Genomic DNA, 17270 nt, shown 5'->3' on the forward strand with positions numbered 1-17270 from the left:
GACGCCGGGAGCAGCCGCAGGTCACAGGGGGCGCGGCGGGGGCCCGTACCCCTCGTGAATGCGTGCACAAGCGGCGGCCTACGATGGGGGCGTGCCGAAAGTGACCCGTGACGACCTCGTCTCCGCCGCGCGCAACCCGCTCGCCTTCATCGCCGAACGCTGGACCCCGGACCCCAGAACGGTCCGGCGGGCGGCCCTCGCCGCCCTCGTCATGGCGGTGGTGATCGTGGTGACCGGCGGTGCCGTGCGGCTCACCGGGTCGGGCCTCGGCTGCCCGACCTGGCCCAAGTGCACCGACGACTCGCTCACCGCCACCCGCGAGATGGGCGTGCACGGCGTCATCGAGTTCGGCAACCGCATGCTGACGTACGTGCTGTGCGCGGCCGTCGGCTGGGCCATCATCGCGGCACGCTCCCAGAAGCCGTACCGGCGCGATCTGACCCGGCTGGGCTGGGCACAGTTCTGGGTCGTCATGAGCAACGCGGTGCTCGGCGGCATCGTCGTACTGGTCGGCCTCAACCCGTACACGGTGGCCGCGCACTTCATGCTCTCGACCGCGCTGATCGCCGTCGCCGCCGTGATGTGGCACCGCACCGGCGAGGGCGACACGGCCCCGCGTCCGCTGGTCGGCCAGGCGGTACGGCAGCTGGTGTGGGTCCTGGTCGGTGTGACGCTGCTGCTGATCGCGGTGGGCACGGTCGTCACCGGCGCCGGTCCGCACGCCGGCGACTCGAGCGAGGTGTATCGCATCCCGCTGAACTGGGAGAACGTCACCAAACTGCACGCCGTGCTGGCCTGGATCGTGGTGACGCTGACCTTCGCCCTGTGGTTCGTCCTCAAGGCCGTGGACGCCCCGGCCGGTCCGCTGCGCCGCACCCGCGACCTGTTCCTGATCCTCCTCGCGCAGGGCCTCATCGGCTATGTGCAGTACTTCACCGACCTCCCCGAGGTCCTGGTCGGCGCCCATATGTTCGGCTCCTGCCTGGTGTGGATCGCGACCCTGCGGGTGCTGCTGTCGCTGCGGGAGCGGCCGGCGGACGAGGTCGAGGTGTCCGCCGCGGCGGCGCAGACGCCGGTCGCGGCACGCGGCTGAGTCAGCCGTACGTCGGGGGCCGAGTCAGCCGTACGCCGCCACGAGGTCGTCGATCGCGGGGCCGAGGAACAGCCGGGTCAGCTCGGCCCGGTACGGCACCTCCTCGGCCGGTCCGCCGTATCGGCGCCGCTCCATGTCCTGGACCACCTCGGCGGGCGCGCCCAGCCCGGGCAGCAGGTCGAGCGCCTCGCGCTTGGAGATCAGGCGGCCGTCGCGCAGGGTGGCGGTGGCGCGGGCGAAGGTGAGCAGCCCGAGGTCGACCCAGACGTCCCGCTCCCAGAGGTGGGCCCTGTCCACCGCCGGGCGCCAGAACTCCCGCTGGTCGCGGACCACGAAGGCGTCCAGCTCGATGTCGGAGACGGGCGGCACCAGGGCCTTCGGCGGTTCGCCGTGCAGGACGAGGCCGAAGGTGTGCAGCTCGCGCCGGGTGACCGGGGTGACCGTCCGCCGGAACAGCTGTTCGTGCGCCCAGGCCAGGTGCCTGCGCTCGGCGTCGGCCGCCGTGGCCGGCGTCAGATAGGTGCAGTGCAGCAGGCCGGCAAGGCGGTCGTGGCGCAGCCGGGCGTGCAGTCGTCCGACCTGCCAGGCGGTGCGGGCGGTGACCGGGCCGTCCAGGACGGCGATCAGGTCGAGGTCGCTGCGGCCTTCTCGATAGTCGCCCCCGCCGAGGGAGCCGTGGGCCCAGACGGCGAGCGGGGCGAGTTCCCCCAGCTCGTCGAGGAAGCGTTCGAGCAGGGCCGCGGTGGCGGCGGCCGTGTCGGGTAAGAGGGCGGTCGCGTTGCGGCGCGTCATGCGCTCAGTCTCTCCGGCTCACTCCAGCCCGTACACCCGGCGTGCGTTGTCGGCCGCGATGAGTCCTGCCACGCGCTGGGCGTCCGTCAGTGACCAGGCGCCCTCCGCCACCCAGGTGCCGAGCACCCGTGCGAGTGCCTCGCGGAACAGCCGGGCGCCCACGACGTGCAGCTCGGGCAGGCCGTGGGCGCCGCTGGAGAAGAGGAGCTTGCCGAAGGGGGCGAGTTCCAGGACCTCGGCGAGCACGGCGGTGGCCCGTGCGCCGGTGCGGACCAGTTCGGCGCCCAGGTCGGCGTAGACGTGCGGGAAGACGACGGCGAGGTGGGCGGCGTGGCGGTGGTACGGGTAGCCGTGCAGCAGGATCAGGTCGGTGCCGAGGCCCGCCGTGGCGCGGGCGAAGTCGGTGAGCAGCACCGGGTCGGTGGCGTCGATCCGCAGGCCCGGTTCGCCGAGCCCCGCGTGGAGTTGCAGGGGGCGGCCCGAGGCGACGGCGATCCACAGCAGGTGGCGCAGGAGGACCGGGTCGGTGAGCGCGCCGCCGACCGGCCGGTGGGCGAGCCAGCGCCCCACCGCGCCGCGCACCTCCCCGGGGCCGGGCGGCTCGGGCGCGATCGCCAGGCCGTGCCGTACGCCCGCGACGGACGCGAAGGCGACGGCGTTCGCGGCGGCCGCGTGCACCGACTCGGCGAGATTGGCCAGGAACGACTCCACGGTGCCGGAGGTGTCGGCGACCTGTTCGGCGAGGAGTTCGAGACGGACGATCTCGTGCGCGTCCGCGTCTCCGGTGGAGGCCATCTCGCGGGGGCCGGTGAGGTCGCCCGGCAGGCCCGTGTCGACGAGGTAGGTGGTGACGCCGCTGCCGCGCAGGAGTCTGCGGCCGGCTTCCAGTACGCCCAGTTCGCGGCGCCGGGCGAGATAGCGGGCCGGTGGGCAGTGCGGTTCCAGGCCCAGCAGGGGCGGGCACCAGCGGCGTACGGCGAAGCCCGTCTGGGTGTCGAAGAACGTGGTGCCGGGGGCCGGTGGGCCCTCGCTGCGGGCGAGGTGGGCCTCGAAGGTGCCGAGGCCCAGCTCCGTGCGCAGTACGCCGTGGCAGTACTGGTCCACGAGGGACGGCGTGTCGATCATCGGGCTCCCCGAGACTGGACCTGTGAACTCCCACAGGTCCTAACGGGTGAGCCGGGCTCAGGTGTTGCTGTTGCTGGGTCCGCCGACCTGGATTCCGGCCATCCGCGACCACTCGTAGGGTCCGGTGCGGACCTTGGCCGCGAACTCGCCGTCGAAGTCCTCGTGGACGGTGACGCCGGCCTTGGCGACGGCCGCCTCGGCGATCGCGTACGACGGTGCCACCAGGTCGCCCCAGCCGCCGTCCTCGCCGACCAGGACGACGCGTGCGCCGAGCCGGCCGATGTAGGCGACCTGGGCCTCGGCGCCTCCGTGGGCCTTGGCGAAGGTGCCGATCTGCTGCGCGAGCTTGGCCGCCTTGCGCTCCGCGGTGCGCTCCGCCTTGGCTGCCTGCTTGGTGTCTGCCATGGTCAGGATGCTACCGAGGGGTAGGGCGGGCGGCGATGGGCGGGGTCAGTGGGCTTGGCCACTCGCCGTTGTGCGTTGCGGTGCTTGGGCGCGTGCGGGTTGTGCGTGGTTGCTCGCGCCCACGCGGCGGAGCCGCACATCGATACAGCCCCGCGCCCCTTTCGGGGCGCGGCTTCGGCTTGGCCTCAACGCAGGAAGGGGTCCACCGCCACCGCCACGAAAAGCAGGGACACGTAGGTGATCGACCAGTGGAACAGGCGCATTTCCTTGAGCTTGGCGCCGGTCGTGCCGTTCTTCGCGCGGTTCTGGAGGGCGTGCGCCTCCCAGAGCCACCAGCCGCCCGTGACCAGGGCGACCGCCGTGTAGAACCAGCCCGTGTAGCCGAGGGGGGTCAGCATCAGCGAGACGGCGACCATGACCCAGCTGTAGATGACGATCTGCTTGGCGACCACCTTGTTGGAGGCGACCACGGGGAGCATGGGGACGCCGACGCGGGCGTAGTCGTCCTTCACCTTCATGGACAGGGGCCAGTAGTGCGGCGGCGTCCAGAAGAAGATGACGAGGAAGAGGATGACCGCGGCCCACGACATCGAGTTCGTCACCGCGGACCAGCCGATGAGAACCGGCATGCAGCCGGCGATGCCGCCCCAGACGATGTTCTGCGACGTACGCCGTTTGAGGATCATCGTGTAGACGACGACGTAGAAGAGGAGCGCCCCGAGCGACAGCCAGGCGGACAGCCAGTTGACGAGGACGCCGAACCAGGCGGTGGAGACGGCCGCGAGGGTGAGGCCGAAGACCAGGCCCTCACGCGGGGTGACCATGCCGGTGACCAGCGGGCGCTGCGACGTGCGCTCCATGAGCGCGTCGATGTCCCGGTCGATGTACATGTTGAGCGCGTTGGCGCCGCCCGCCGAGAGGTAGCCGCCGACGCAGGTGGCGAGCACCAGCCAGAGGTCCGGGACGCCCTGTTCCGCCAGGAACATCACGGGAACCGTGGTGATCAGCAGCAACTCGATGATCCGCGGCTTCGTGAGCGCCACGAACGCCATGACTCGGGCCCCGATCGGCCGCTGACCCCGGCTGCTGCTCGTGCTGCTCGCGCCAAGCACGCCCGGTGGACGGGATTCGACGGCCGTCACGCACACCCCTGACAGAGACTCCTCAGCAAGCCTCCGGATGTGAACTCCCCGTGACGGCTCGCGCGTACCACGCCACTGTAGACGTTGCCCAGAGCCAGCCTTTCAAGGGGGTCGGGTCGTGTTGGGAGCCGCCCGCCGGGGAGCCGGACACACTTCGGTTGAGCAGTCGGATGAGCGGCTCCGTATTCAGATGTCGAACAGCGGAACCCCCAGGTCTCACCATGCGGAACACGGGTCGGGAGGCGGACCGGACCCAGTCCCGTCAGTCTGGAATGACTCGAAAAAATGCGCGTTCCTACGGGGGTAGGCTCGACAACGGCCGGTGCCGTGAAGAACACCGGCACGAGACATGTGGAGAGGAGCCCTGACCCAGGGTGAGCACCAAGCCGACCACTACAGACCTCGCGTGGACCGAATTGGACCAGCGGGCCGTCGACACCGCCCGGATCCTGGCCGCCGACGCCGTCCAGAAGGTCGGCAACGGCCATCCGGGTACGGCGATGAGCCTCGCGCCCGCCGCGTACACCCTCTTCCAGAAGGTGATGCGCCACGACCCCGCCGACCCCGACTGGGTGGGCCGTGACCGGTTCGTCCTGTCCGCCGGCCACTCCTCCCTGACCCTCTACATCCAGTTGTACCTGGGTGGCTTCGGCCTGGAGCTGGCCGATCTGGAGGCCTTCCGCACCTGGGGTTCCAAGACCCCGGGCCACCCCGAGTACGGCCACACCAAGGGCGTCGAGACGACCACCGGGCCGCTCGGCCAGGGTGTCGCCAACGCCGTGGGCATGGCGATGGCCGCCCGCTACGAGCGCGGCCTGTTCGACCCCGAGACCCCGCAGGGCGAGTCGCCGTTCGACCACCACATCTTCGCCGTCGCCGGTGACGGCTGCCTCCAGGAGGGCATCTCCGCCGAGGCGTCCTCGCTGGCCGGGCACCAGAAGCTCGGCAACCTGGTCCTGCTGTGGGACGACAACCACATCTCGATCGAGGGCGACACCGAGACGGCCGTCTCCGAGGACGTCACCAAGCGGTACGAGGCCTACGGCTGGCACGTGCAGCGTGTCGAGCCCAAGGAGAACGGCGACCTCGACCCGGTGGCGCTGTTCGCGGCGATCGAGGCCGCGAAGGCGGTCACCGACAAGCCGTCGTTCATCGCGATGCGTTCGATCATCGCCTGGCCCGCCCCGAACGCGCAGAACACCGAGGCCGCGCACGGCTCGGCGCTCGGCGCGGACGAGGTCGCGGCCACCAAGCGGGTCCTCGGCTTCGACCCCGAGAAGAGCTTCGACGTCGCGGACGAGGTCATCACGCACACGCGTGCCCTCGGTGAGCGCGGCCGTGAGGCCCGTGCCGTCTGGGAGAAGCAGCTCCAGGAGTGGCGTGACGGCAACGCCGAGCGCGCCGCCGAGTTCGACCGGATCAGCGCGGGCGAGCTGCCCGAGGGCTGGGAGTCGCACCTGCCGGAGTTCGAGACGGGCAAGGGTGTCGCGACGCGTGCGGCGTCCGGCAAGGTGCTCCAGGCGCTGGGCGCGGTGATCCCCGAGCTGTGGGGCGGCTCCGCCGACCTCGCCGGGTCGAACAACACCACGATCGACAAGACCAGTTCGTTCCTGCCGGCGGACAACCCGCTGCCGGAGGCGGACCCGTACGGCCGCACGATCCACTTCGGCATCCGCGAGCACTCCATGGCCGCGGAGATGAACGGCATCGCGCTGCACGGCAACACCCGTATCTACGGCGGCACGTTCCTCGTGTTCTCCGACTACATGCGCAACGCCGTGCGCCTGTCCGCGCTGATGCACCTGCCGGTGACGTACGTGTGGACGCACGACTCCATCGGTCTCGGTGAGGACGGCCCGACGCACCAGCCGGTCGAGCACCTCGCCTCGCTGCGCGCGATCCCCGGCCTGAACGTGGTCCGCCCGGCCGACGCCAACGAGACGGCGATCGCCTGGCGCGAGATCCTCAGGCGCTGGACCAAGGAGTTCGGCAAGGGCGCCCCGCACGGTCTGGCGCTGACCCGCCAGGGCGTGCCGACGTACGAGGCCGACGAGGATGCCGCCAAGGGCGGTTACGTGCTCTTCGAGGCGTCGAACGGCGCGCCGGAGGTCGTCCTCATCGCCACCGGTTCCGAGGTCCACGTGGCCGTCGAGGCCCGTGAGCGGCTGGAGGCCGACGGGGTGCCCACCCGCGTCGTGTCCATGCCGTCCGTGGAGTGGTTCGAGGAGCAGGACCAGGGGTACCGGGACAGCGTTCTGCCGCCGTCCGTCAGGGCGCGTGTCGCGGTCGAGGCCGGGATCGGGCTGACCTGGCACCGGTACGTCGGTGACGCCGGTCGCATCGTTTCGCTGGAGCACTTCGGCGCTTCGGCCGACGGCAAGGTCCTCTTCCGCGAGTTCGGCTTCACCGCCGAGAACGTGGCCGCGGTCGCGCAGGAATCCCTCGCCGCCGCTCAGCGCTGACGCTTACACACGACACGTAGGAGATGTAATTCCATGACAGACGCACTCAAGCGCCTCTCCGAAGAAGGCGTGGCGATCTGGCTGGACGACCTGTCGCGCAAGCGCATCACGTCCGGCAACCTCGCCGAGCTGCTCGACCAGCAGCACGTCGTGGGCGTCACCACCAACCCGTCGATCTTCCAGAAGGCGATCAGCAGCGGTGACGGCTACGAGCAGCAGGTCTCCGACCTCGCCGCCCGCAAGGTCACCGTCGAAGAGGCCATCCGCATGATCACGACGGCGGACGTCCGGGACGCCGCCGACATCCTGCGCCCGGTCTTCGACGCGACCGGCGGCCAGGACGGCCGGGTCTCCATCGAGGTCGACCCGCGTCTCGCCCACAACACCAAGGCGACCGTCGCCGAGGCCAAGCAGCTGGCCTGGCTGGTGGACCGCCCCAACACCCTGATCAAGATCCCGGCGACGAAGGCGGGCCTGCCCGCGATCACCGAGACCATCGGCCTCGGCATCAGCGTCAACGTCACGCTGATCTTCTCGCTGGAGCGCTACCGCGCGGTCATGGACGCCTACCTGGCGGGTCTGGAGAAGGCCAGGGAGCGCGGCCTGGACCTCTCCAAGATTCACTCGGTGGCGTCCTTCTTCGTGTCCCGTGTGGACACCGAGATCGACAAGCGCCTCGACGCGCTCGGCACCGACGAGGCCAAGGCCGCCCGCGGCAAGGCCGGTGTCGCCAACGCCCGTCTCGCCTACCAGGCGTACGAGGAGGTCTTCTCGGACGGCCGCTGGGCCGCGCTGGAGAGCGCGGGCGCCAACAAGCAGCGTCCGCTGTGGGCCTCGACCGGCGTCAAGGACCCGGCCTACAAGAGCACGCTGTACGTCGACGAGCTGGTCGCGCCGAACACGGTGAACACCATGCCGGAGGCCACGCTGGAGGCCACCGCCGAGAGCGGTGAGATCCGCGGCAACGCGATCGCCGGGACGTACGAGCAGTCGCGTGCCGAGCTGGACGCGGTGGAGAAGCTCGGGATCTCGTACGACGAGGTCGTGCAGCTGCTGGAGGACGAGGGCGTCGACAAGTTCGAGGCGTCCTGGAACGACCTGCTCAAGTCGACCGAGGCGGAGCTCCAGCGCCTCGCACCCTCGGAGGGCTGAACACCTTGTCGAGCAGCAATCCGCTGCGTGACGCCGCGGACCGACGGCTCCCGCGTATCGCGGGGCCGTCGGGCCTGGTCATCTTCGGCGTCACAGGCGATTTGTCACGTAAAAAGCTGATGCCTGCCGTGTACGACCTCGCCAACCGCGGACTGCTGCCGCCGGGCTTCTCGCTCGTCGGCTTCGCGCGCCGGGAGTGGGCCAACGAGGACTTCGCGCAGGAGGTGCACGACGCGGTCAAGGAGCACGCGCGGACGCCGTTCCGCGAGGAGGTCTGGCAGCAGCTCATCCAGGGCATGCGGTTCGTGCAGGGCACCTTCGACGACGACGAGTCCTTCGAGCGGCTGCGCGACACCATCGAGGAACTGGACAAGGCGCAGGGCACGGGCGGCAACTTCGCCTTCTACCTCTCGGTGCCGCCGTCCGCGTTCCCGGTCGTCATCCAGCAGCTGAAGAAGCACGGTCTGGCGGACCAGAGCCGTGGCTCGTGGCGGCGCGCGGTCATCGAGAAGCCGTTCGGCCACGACCTGGAGTCGGCCGAGGACCTCAACACGACCGTGGAAGAGGTCTTCGCCCCGGACCAGGTCTTCCGGATCGACCACTACCTGGGCAAGGAGACCGTCCAGAACATCCTGGCGCTCCGCTTCGCCAACACGATGTTCGAGCCGATCTGGAACCGGTCCTTCGTCGACCACGTGCAGATCACGATGGCCGAGGACATCGGCATCGGTGGCCGGGCGGGCTACTACGACGGCATCGGCGCCGCCCGTGACGTCATCCAGAACCACCTGCTCCAGCTGATGGCGCTGACCGCGATGGAGGAGCCCGCCTCCTTCGACGCGGACGCGCTCGCCGCGGAGAAGACCAAGGTGCTCGGCGCGGTGAAGCTGCCGAAGGACCTGGGCCGGGACACCGTGTTCGCGCAGTACGCGGCCGGCTGGCAGGGCGGCGAGAAGGTCATCGGCTACCTCGAAGAGGACGGCATCGACCGCAAGTCGAAGACCGACACGTACGCGGCGATCAAGGTGCAGATCGACAACCGCCGCTGGGCGGGCGTCCCCTTCTATTTGCGCACCGGCAAGCGCCTCGGCCGCCGGGTCACCGAGATCGCGGTCGTCTTCCAGCGCGCCCCGCACTCCCCCTTCGACTCCACCGCCACCGAGGAGCTGGGCCAGAACGCGATCGTCATCCGCGTCCAGCCGGACGAGGGCGTGACGGTCCGCTTCGGCTCCAAGGTGCCGGGCACCTCGATGGAGATCCGGGACGTGTCGATGGACTTCGCGTACGGCGAGTCCTTCACCGAGTCGTCGCCCGAGGCGTACGAGCGTCTCATCCTCGACGTCCTCCTCGGCGACTCCAACCTCTTCCCGCGCACCGAGGAGGTCGAGCTGTCCTGGAAGATCCTCGACCCGATCGAGGAGTACTGGGACAGGCACGGCAGGCCCGCGCAGTACCAGGCGGGCACCTGGGGTCCCGTCGAGGCGGACGAGATGCTGGAGCGAGACGGACGGAGCTGGCGCCGGCCATGAAGACAGACCTCACGGACACCACGGCCAGCAAGATCAACAAGGCGCTGGTGAAAGCCCGGCGGGCGATAGGCACCCCCGCCGTCGGCATGGTGCTCACGCTGGTCATCGTGACGGACGAGGAGAACGCGTACGACGCGCTCAAGTCCGCCAACGACGCCTCCCGCGAGCACCCCTCGCGCACGATCGTGGTGATCAAGCGCGTCTCCCGCTCCCCGCGCGACCGTACGAAGTCCCGGCTCGACGCCGAGGTACGGGTGGGCGCGGACGCGGGCACCGGCGAGACGGTCGTGCTCCGGCTGTACGGCGAGGTCGCGGACCACGCCCAGTCGGTGGTGCTCCCGCTGCTGCTCCCCGACGCGCCGGTGGTCGTCTGGTGGCCGGTGAACGCGCCGCTCGACCCGGCCCGTGACCCGCTGGGCGCGCTCGCCCAGCGCCGGGTCACCGACAGCTACGCCGCCGAGAAGCCCATCGATGAGCTGCGGGCCCGCGCCGACAACTACGAGCCCGGCGACACGGATCTGGCCTGGACCCGGATCACGCCCTGGCGCTCCATGCTGGCCGCCGCGCTCGACCAGGTGGACTGCGAGGTCATCTCCGCGGAGGTGCAGGGCGAGCAGTTCAACCCGAGCGTGGAACTGCTGGCCATGTGGCTGGCGGACCGGCTCCATGTGCATGTACGGCGTGGGGTGTCGGCCGGGCCGGGCCTCAACGAGGTGCGGATGCTGACCAGCACCGGGCCCATCCGGCTGTACCGTCCCGCCGGGGGGCTCGCCCTGCTCACGCTGGAGGACCAGCCGGACCGGGCAGTGGCGTTGAAGCGCCGTGAGACCTCCGAGCTGCTGGCGGAGGAGCTGCGCAGGCTGGACCCCGACGACACGTACGCCTCCGCGCTGCGGTTCGGGGTGGACCGGTTGGGTGGCGGGCTGAGCGGTGCGGCGGGCACTGCGGCCGGCAGCGCGTCGGCTGCGGGGGCCTCGACGGGGGCCGGCGGTGCGGGGTCCGTGGGTGCCGCGTCGGTGACCTCGTCCGGTGGGGCGGGGGACGCGTCGGCGTCCGTCGCGGGATCGGTGCCGGGGTCCGTGCCCGGGTCGGTGCCGGGTTCCGTTTCCGGCTCCGGGCCGGGGCTCGGGGCGGCTGTGGCGTCCGCGGCGTCCGCCGCGCGGGCGGCCGCGGCGTTGCCTCCCGCTCCTTCGGGGACGTCGGCCGCGGCAGGATCCGCCGGTGACGGTGACTCCGAGCGGCCGACTCCGGCGCAGATGCCGCCCGTGAAGAAGGCGAACTCGTCATGAGCACACCGCAGTTGGTCGTGCACCGCGACAAGGAGCTCATGGCGCAGGCCGCGGCGGCCCGGCTGATCACCAAGATCGTCGACGCGCAGGCCTCGCGCGGCTACGCCTCGGTCGTCCTCACCGGCGGTCGCAACGGCAACGGGCTGCTCGCCGCGCTGGCGGCGGCGCCCGCCCGGGACGCGATCGACTGGGGCCGGCTGGATCTGTGGTGGGGCGACGAGCGGTTCCTGCCCGAGGGCGACGCCGAGCGCAATGTCACCCAGGCCCGGGAGGCGCTGCTGGACTCGGTGCCGCTGGACCCGAAGCGGGTGCACGCCATGCCCGCCTCGGACGGGCCGTGGGGTGCCGATGTGGACGCGGCGGCCGCGTCGTACGCCGAGGAGCTGGCGCGGGCGGCGGGGCCGGAGAACCACGGTTCGGTGCCGACGTTCGACGTGCTGATGCTGGGCGTCGGGCCGGACACCCATGTGGCCTCGCTCTTCCCGGAGTTGCCCGCCGTGCGGGAGACCGAGCGGACGGTGGTGGGGGTACGGGGAGCGCCGAAGCCGCCGCCGACGCGGGTCACGCTGACGTTGCCGGCGATTCGGGCGGCGCGTGAGGTGTGGTTGCTCGCGGCCGGGGAGGACAAGGCGGGGGCTGCGGCGATCGCGTTGTCCGGAGCGGGCGAGATCCAGGCCCCGGCGGCGGGGGCGGCGGGGAGGTCGCGGACCCTGTGGCTGCTGGACGCGGCGGCGGCGTCCCGCCTGCCACGCGCCCTGTACCCACCGGCCTCACCGTGAACGGTTGACTCGCCCCCGCCGCCCCTACCCGTCCCATCCTCCAGGGGCTGCGCGCCGCCTTCGACCCCCGCTCAAAGACTCGGGGCTCCGCCCCGGACCCCGTTCGCGCAGTTCCCCGCGCCCCTTCAGGGGCGCGGGGAACTGCGCGAGAAGCCCCACCGGGCCCGCGGTTGGGGGTCGAGGGGGCGCAGCCCCTTCGCTCAGGCGGTGAAGTCGTCCTCCCTGGTTTCCGGCAGGGCCCACAGGCACACCAGGCTGACCAGGCACAACCCACCCGTATAGAACCCCAGCACCAACGGCGACGACCACTGGCTGTTCAGCCACGTCGCCACGAGCGGAGCGAATCCACCCCCGAGCGTGTTGGCCAGGATGAACGCCGCCGACGCCCCGGTGTAGCGCAGCCTCGCCGGGAACAGCTCCGCCAGGAACGCCGCCACCGGCGAGAACATCAGGGCGAGCAGCATGAGACCCACCGTGTACGCGCCGGTGATGACGAACCCGTTGCCCGTACCGAGCGACCCGTACATCGGCACCGCCCACACCACGCACCCGGCCGCGCCCGCCAGCATCAGCGGACGCCGTCCGACCCGGTCGGCCAGCCGTGCGACGGGCAGGGTGATCGCGATCCCGGCCGCCGCCCCCACACTCGCCGCGGTGAGCATCGTGTTCTGGGGGATACCGAGCGCCTTCGGCCCGTAGGACAGGCTGTAGACGATCGTCAGGTAGTAGACGGCGGACCCGCCGATCGCCGCGCCGGTGCCGAGCAGCAGCCGGCCGGGGTACCGCGCGACGAGCGTGCCGAGCGGGAAGCGCGACACCGAGTCCGCCGAAGACACCGCGGACGCCGAGGACTTCGGGGTGGTCCCGGACGTCTTGGCCGCGGGCCGGTCCTGGAAGACCGGTGACTCCGACACCGTCGTCCGCACCCACAGCCCGACCATCACGAGCACCGCGCTGAGCAGGAACGGCACGCGCCAGGCCCAGTCGGTGAAGCCGTCACGGCCCACGATGTTCAGGGTCGGGAGGATGACGGCGGTGGAGAGCAGGAACCCGAGGGAGGGGCCGACGTTCGGGACGGCGGCGTACAGCGCCCTGCGGCCGGGCGGGGCGTGCTCGGCGGCCAGCAGGACCGCGCCGCCCCACTCGCCGCCCATGCTGACGCCCTGCAGCAGACGGAGGGTCACCAGGAGGACGGGGGCGAGGAGTCCGGCGGTCTCGTACGTCGGGAGCAGGCCGACGCCGACCGTCGCGAGACCCATGAGCAGCAGGGAGGCGACGAGTGCGCGCCGCCGGCCCAGCCGGTCGCCGATCGTGCCGAAGAGCACGACGCCGAGCGGGCGGGAGAGGAAGGCCGCGGCGAAGGTGAGGAACGCGGCGAGGGAGGAGACGGTCGGGTTGCCTGAGGGGAAGAACGCGGGGCCGAGGACGAGCGCGGAGGCCGTGCCGTAGACGGCGAAGTCGTAGTACTCGATGGTCGTGCCGATGAGGCTCGCGGCGGCGACCTTGGAGGCCTTGCTCGACCCGGCCGGCGGGGAGACCGGTAACGGGACGGATCTGGGCTCCGCGGCCTCGGCGACGGTCCTGGACGGGGATTCGGGCATGGGGGCTCACTTCCGGTACGCCCGGACACGAATGGTCCGGGACCAGAGGGGGACGGCCACGCATGAAACACGAACCGGAGTGCGGCTGTCACCCTAGGCCGGGAAATTCGAGTCCCACAAGGAAACCTCGGAAAAGAGCGCCCGCACGGGTCCGTCGAATGTTTTCGACGAAGAATACGTGCCGATTACACGAGACAACGACAGGTAAAGCATGTGATCTCGCTATGCGTGCGGACAGATCGGTAGAGTATGCCATGAACACGACTCCCGGACCCCGTCAACCCTGGAGTTCCTGTCAAGTCGCTATCAATAATCATGTGCTCCACTGCATAAAAATTTGCTCTCGGTCACGCCTTGCCAACTGCCGATCACGCACGGAATGCTGACGTCCGGCTGAACTTGAAAGTTCTACGACCATCGTTTTTCGGACATGGACGGAAGGCTCTTTTCCCATGCTGAAAAGTGGCAAGCCATTACGTTGGAGAAGACTTTCCCTGACCGGCGACGACCGCCATTTGCTGATACCGCTCGACCACAGTGTTTCGGACGGTCCGGTCGCTCCTCCGGGTCAGTGGGAAGAGCTGTTGAAGGCGCTGGTGGCCGGCGGCGCCGACGGGATCATCGTCCACAAGGGGCGGGCCCGCACGCTCGACCCGGCCCTCCTGCGGAACTGCGCGCTGGTGGTGCACCTGAGCGCCAGCACGGCCTGTTCCGCCGATGTCGACGCCAAGGTACTGGTCGGCGACGTCGAGGAGGCGGTGGCCCTCGGCGCCGACGCGGTCAGCGTCCATGTGAACATCGGCTCGGACACCGAGGGGCGCCAGCTCGCCGACCTGGGCGCGGTGGCCCGGTCCTGCGACACCTGGGGCATGCCGCTGATCGCGATGGTCTACCCGAGGGGCCCCCGGATCGAGAACCCGCACGATCCCGCGCTCCTCGCGCACATCGTGAACGTCGCCGCCGACCTCGGCGCCGACATGGTGAAGACCTCCGTGGCCCTGCCGCTCGCCCGGATGGCCGAGGTGGTGGCCCACAGCCCCATCCCCGTCCTCGCGGCCGGGGGCCCGCCCGACGGCTCCGATCTCATCGACTACGGCACCGCCGTGATGGCCTCCGGCTGCCACGGACTGGCCGTCGGCCGCCGGATCTTCTCCTCGCCCTCCCCCGCCGCCCTGGTCTCCCGGCTCGCCGCCGTGGTGCACAGCGGCGAGTTCACTGATGACATGAGCATGTCCAACCCATCCGCTTACTCGACGATCGTGGCAGGTGTCGCATGAGGTTCGCGTGGATCGATCTCCGTGAAGTCCCCCGTCCGCAGCTCCAGGCGGTGGTGGACGCGGCCGTCCACGCCCGGATGGCCGGGGTCGTCTCCGCCGACGCCGAGCTGCTGGGTACGCTGCCGCCGACGGTGACCCGGGTGCTGGCCGGCGCGGCACCGGCCGCCGCTCCCCCGAAGAAGTCCGCCGACAAGGGCGACAAGGAGGCCAGGGCGGCGGCCGACGCCAAACCGGAGGCCAAACCCGAGGGCAAGGCCCCGGCCGGCGCCGGCTTCGACCTCCTGCTGCGGAGGTTCGCCACCCAGGACGAGCTGGACGCCCTCGCCGCGGAGAACCGGGCCGCCACCGGCGCGCCGGTCGCCGGCTTCGTGGACGTACGGGACGACCGCACGCTCCAGCTGTCCTGCGTGGGCGCGATGGCACTGCCGTACACGGTGATCCACTTCGCCGATCCGACGAAGATCCCGCTGGAGATCGTGCTCGCGGCGGCCGAGTCGGCCGAGGGGAAGCTGGTGACCGTCGTCGGGGACCTGGAGGAGGCGGCCATCGTCTTCGACGTGCTCGAACGGGGTTCCGACGGCATCCTGTTCACCCCCCGGAGCGCGGACGACGTGTTCGCCCTGGCCCGGCTGCTGGAGGCGACCACCCCTCAGCTGGAGCTGTCCACGCTCACCGTCGAGAGCATCCGGCACGTCGGACTCGGCGACCGGGTCTGTGTGGACACCTGCTCGCACTTCGAGGAGGACGAGGGCATCCTCGTCGGCTCGTACTCCTCCGGTTTCGTGCTCTGCTGCAGCGAGACCCATCCGCTGCCGTACATGCCGACCCGGCCGTTCCGGGTCAACGCCGGTGCCCTGCACTCGTACACGCTGGGCCCCGACAACCGCACCAACTACCTCAGCGAGGTCGGATCCGGCAGCGCCCTGCTGGCGGTCGGCGCCGACGGCCGCACCCGGCGCGTGGTGGTCGGACGGGCCAAGCTGGAGTCCCGGCCGCTGCTGGAGATCCGCACCCACGCGGAGGACGGACGGCTGGTGAGCCTGACCGTGCAGGACGACTGGCACGTACGGGTCCTCGGGCCGGGCGGGAAGGTCCTCAACGTCACCGAACTGCGGACCGGCGACGAGCTGCTCGGCTATCTGGCCCAGGACAAGCGCCATGTGGGCCTGCCCATCGGCGAGTTCTGCAAGGAGGTCTGAGGCCCCATGGGCGAACTCGTGGCGGCCGCGGCCGGCGAGGACGGGATGGGCGTCCTGGTCCAACGGCTGTTCGACGCGCGGGACGACGGTCTGCCCTACCTCACACACCAGCGGGAGACCGTCACGCGCGGGGAGTTACGGGAGCGGGTGGCCAAGCAGGCCGCCGTGTTCGCCGGTTACGACATCGGGCCCGGCAGCACGGTGGGGCTGCGGACGCCGCCCAGTTTCACGCAGGTCGAGGTGCTGCTCGCGCTGTGGCGGCTGGGCGCGCAGGTGATGCTCTTCGACTTCCGGCTGAAGCCCGCCGAGGTCGACGCCCTGTGCGCGGTCTGCCGGCCGCAGTTCATGGTCCGGGCCGGCGCCAACGTCCGGGCCGCGTTCGGTTTCCGCTCCGAGTACGAGGTCGCCACCGAGTGCCGCAGGGCGGGGCGGGCGGCCGACGGCGGCCACCGGCTGGTCCAGTTCAGCTCGGGGTCGACCGGGCGCCCGAAGGTGATCGGCCGGACCGCCTCCTCCATCGCCGCCGAGATCGAGTCGTTCGCGGCGGTCCCCGGGATGCCGGTCGAGGGTGACCGGCTGCTGCTGCTCAGCTCCACCGCGCACAGCTTCGGGCTGATCGGCGGGCTGCTGCACGCGCTGGCGGCCGGGGTCTCCGTCGTCTTCGCGCCCCGGGTATCGGCCCGCGACATCCTGCGGACCTCCCTCGACCACCGGATCACCACCCTCTTCGGGGTGCCGATGCACTACGAGCTGCTCGCGGCCGCCCTCGATCCCCCCGCGCTGCCCGCACTGCGGACGGCCGTCTCGGGAGGCGAGCTGATGCCCCCCGAGGTCGCCGCGCGATTCGCCGAACGGTACGGCGTCACGGTCGGCGAGGCGTACGGCACCACCGAGACCGGCATCGTCGCCGTCGACGTCGGCGGCACGCTCCGGCCGTCCGTCGGCCGGCCCGCCCCGGGTGTGGTGGTCCGGGAGCACAAGGGCGAACTGGACGTCGCGCTCGCCGAGTCGCCGTACCTCTTCGACTCCGGCGGCACCCAGTACACCGACGGCTGGCTGCACACCCGGGACCGGGCCGTGGTCGACGCCGACGGAACGGTCACCGTGGGCGGCCGTGCCGACTCCCTCGTCGTCATCGGCGGCCTCAAGGTCGACCTCACCGAGGTCGAGCACGTGCTGCGCGCGCACCCGGCCGTAGAACAGGCGGTCCTGGTCCACGAGGACGTCACCGAGGCGTACGTGGCCGTCGCCGCCGGGGCCGAGACCCCGTCGGCGGAGGAGCTGCTGCGCTGGTGCCGGGAGCGGCTGGCCGACTACAAGCTGCCCCGGGTGATCCGGCTGCTGGAGACCCTGCCCCGCACGTCGAACGGGAAGCTGGTCCGTCGGGCGGCGACGCTCCAGGCGGCGGCGGGCGGCGCGTGACGG

14 protein-coding genes are annotated in these 17270 nt (G+C 71.1%); 9 read left to right on the plus strand and 5 right to left on the minus strand.

Features of this window, described 5'->3' with window-relative positions:
* Nucleotides 1-58 precede the first annotated feature (58 nt).
* The gene (locus tag HW837_RS15985) at nt 59-1093 is read left to right on the plus strand and encodes a COX15/CtaA family protein (RefSeq protein ID WP_045560926.1); all 1035 of its coding nucleotides are present in this window, start codon (nt 59-61) and stop codon (nt 1091-1093) included.
* Between the two features lie 24 nt (nt 1094-1117).
* Here HW837_RS15985 and HW837_RS15990 read toward each other — a convergent pair whose 3' ends face one another.
* From HW837_RS15990 to HW837_RS16005, 4 genes are all read right to left on the minus strand, one after another.
* The gene (locus HW837_RS15990) at nt 1118-1885 is read right to left on the minus strand and encodes a nucleotidyltransferase domain-containing protein (protein ID WP_193380831.1); all 768 of its coding nucleotides are present in this window, start codon (nt 1883-1885) and stop codon (nt 1118-1120) included.
* Nucleotides 1886-1903: 18 nt separating this feature from the next.
* Nucleotides 1904-3010, minus strand: coding sequence for an amidohydrolase family protein (locus tag HW837_RS15995; RefSeq protein WP_045560928.1), 1107 nt, complete (start codon nt 3008-3010; stop codon nt 1904-1906).
* 57 nt (nt 3011-3067) lie between these two features.
* On the minus strand, nt 3068-3415 hold the full coding sequence (locus HW837_RS16000) for a hypothetical protein (RefSeq protein WP_045560929.1): 348 nt from the start codon (nt 3413-3415) through the stop codon (nt 3068-3070).
* Between the two features lie 185 nt (nt 3416-3600).
* Nucleotides 3601-4557, minus strand: coding sequence for a heme o synthase (locus tag HW837_RS16005; protein ID WP_045560930.1), 957 nt, complete (start codon nt 4555-4557; stop codon nt 3601-3603).
* A gap of 374 nt (nt 4558-4931) precedes the next feature.
* On the opposite strand from HW837_RS16005, the gene tkt reads away from it, so the two are divergent.
* From tkt to pgl, 5 genes are read left to right on the plus strand one after another with little or no spacing between them, the layout of a single operon-like run.
* Nucleotides 4932-7019 carry a transketolase gene (tkt, locus tag HW837_RS16010; protein ID WP_193380830.1) on the plus strand — a complete coding sequence of 696 codons (2088 nt, stop codon included), beginning with the start codon at nt 4932-4934 and terminating at the stop codon, nt 7017-7019.
* A 33-nt stretch (nt 7020-7052) separates the two neighbouring features.
* Nucleotides 7053-8171, plus strand: a complete 1119-nt coding sequence (tal, locus tag HW837_RS16015; RefSeq protein ID WP_093788391.1) for a transaldolase — start codon at nt 7053-7055, stop codon at nt 8169-8171.
* 5 nt (nt 8172-8176) lie between these two features.
* Nucleotides 8177-9700: a glucose-6-phosphate dehydrogenase gene (zwf, locus tag HW837_RS16020; RefSeq protein ID WP_045560933.1), complete on the plus strand. Its 1524-nt coding sequence runs from the start codon at nt 8177-8179 to the stop codon at nt 9698-9700.
* Nucleotides 9697-10989 carry a glucose-6-phosphate dehydrogenase assembly protein OpcA gene (gene opcA / locus HW837_RS16025; RefSeq protein ID WP_045560934.1) on the plus strand — a complete coding sequence of 431 codons (1293 nt, stop codon included), beginning with the start codon at nt 9697-9699 and terminating at the stop codon, nt 10987-10989. Before zwf ends, opcA begins: the two co-directional genes overlap by 4 nt.
* The gene (pgl, locus tag HW837_RS16030; protein ID WP_193380829.1) at nt 10986-11768 is read left to right on the plus strand and encodes a 6-phosphogluconolactonase; all 783 of its coding nucleotides are present in this window, start codon (nt 10986-10988) and stop codon (nt 11766-11768) included. Before opcA ends, pgl begins: the two co-directional genes overlap by 4 nt.
* 200 nt (nt 11769-11968) lie before the next feature.
* On the opposite strand, the gene HW837_RS16035 is transcribed toward pgl, so the two are convergent.
* A complete protein-coding gene (locus HW837_RS16035; RefSeq protein WP_093788390.1) occupies nt 11969-13369 on the minus strand; it encodes an MFS transporter in 1401 nt (466 codons plus the stop codon).
* Nucleotides 13370-13821: 452 nt separating this feature from the next.
* On the opposite strand from HW837_RS16035, the gene HW837_RS16040 reads away from it, so the two are divergent.
* The 3 genes from HW837_RS16040 to HW837_RS16050 are packed head-to-tail and all read left to right on the plus strand — an operon-like array spanning nt 13822 to nt 17267.
* Entirely contained in the window at nt 13822-14646 is an 825-nt protein-coding gene (locus tag HW837_RS16040; protein WP_177261680.1) for a 2-amino-3,7-dideoxy-D-threo-hept-6-ulosonate synthase, read from the plus strand.
* Nucleotides 14643-15845: a 3-dehydroquinate synthase II family protein gene (locus tag HW837_RS16045; protein WP_093788388.1), complete on the plus strand. Its 1203-nt coding sequence runs from the start codon at nt 14643-14645 to the stop codon at nt 15843-15845. Before HW837_RS16040 ends, HW837_RS16045 begins: the two co-directional genes overlap by 4 nt.
* 6 nt (nt 15846-15851) lie before the next feature.
* Nucleotides 15852-17267, plus strand: a complete 1416-nt coding sequence (locus HW837_RS16050) for a class I adenylate-forming enzyme family protein (protein ID WP_045560939.1) — start codon at nt 15852-15854, stop codon at nt 17265-17267.
* The last annotated feature ends 3 nt before the right edge of the window (nt 17268-17270 follow it).

Source organism: Streptomyces caniscabiei (assembly GCF_014930365.1).
Lineage (GTDB): Bacteria > Actinomycetota > Actinomycetes > Streptomycetales > Streptomycetaceae > Streptomyces > Streptomyces caniscabiei.

Excerpts from the sequence above, each read along its gene's own strand:
- HW837_RS15985 (WP_045560926.1), top strand. The coding sequence starts at position 59 with ATGCGTGCACAAGCGGCGGCCTACGATGGGGGCGTGCCGAAAGTGACC.
- HW837_RS15990 (WP_193380831.1), bottom strand. The coding sequence starts at position 1,885 with ATGACGCGCCGCAACGCGACCGCCCTCTTACCCGACACGGCCGCCGCC.
- HW837_RS15995 (WP_045560928.1), bottom strand. The coding sequence starts at position 3,010 with ATGATCGACACGCCGTCCCTCGTGGACCAGTACTGCCACGGCGTACTG.
- HW837_RS16000 (WP_045560929.1), bottom strand. The coding sequence starts at position 3,415 with ATGGCAGACACCAAGCAGGCAGCCAAGGCGGAGCGCACCGCGGAGCGC.
- tal (WP_093788391.1), top strand. The coding sequence starts at position 7,053 with ATGACAGACGCACTCAAGCGCCTCTCCGAAGAAGGCGTGGCGATCTGG.
- opcA (WP_045560934.1), top strand. The coding sequence starts at position 9,697 with ATGAAGACAGACCTCACGGACACCACGGCCAGCAAGATCAACAAGGCG.
- pgl (WP_193380829.1), top strand. The coding sequence starts at position 10,986 with ATGAGCACACCGCAGTTGGTCGTGCACCGCGACAAGGAGCTCATGGCG.
- HW837_RS16035 (WP_093788390.1), bottom strand. The coding sequence starts at position 13,369 with ATGCCCGAATCCCCGTCCAGGACCGTCGCCGAGGCCGCGGAGCCCAGA.
- HW837_RS16040 (WP_177261680.1), top strand. The coding sequence starts at position 13,822 with ATGCTGAAAAGTGGCAAGCCATTACGTTGGAGAAGACTTTCCCTGACC.
- HW837_RS16045 (WP_093788388.1), top strand. The coding sequence starts at position 14,643 with ATGAGGTTCGCGTGGATCGATCTCCGTGAAGTCCCCCGTCCGCAGCTC.
- HW837_RS16050 (WP_045560939.1), top strand. The coding sequence starts at position 15,852 with ATGGGCGAACTCGTGGCGGCCGCGGCCGGCGAGGACGGGATGGGCGTC.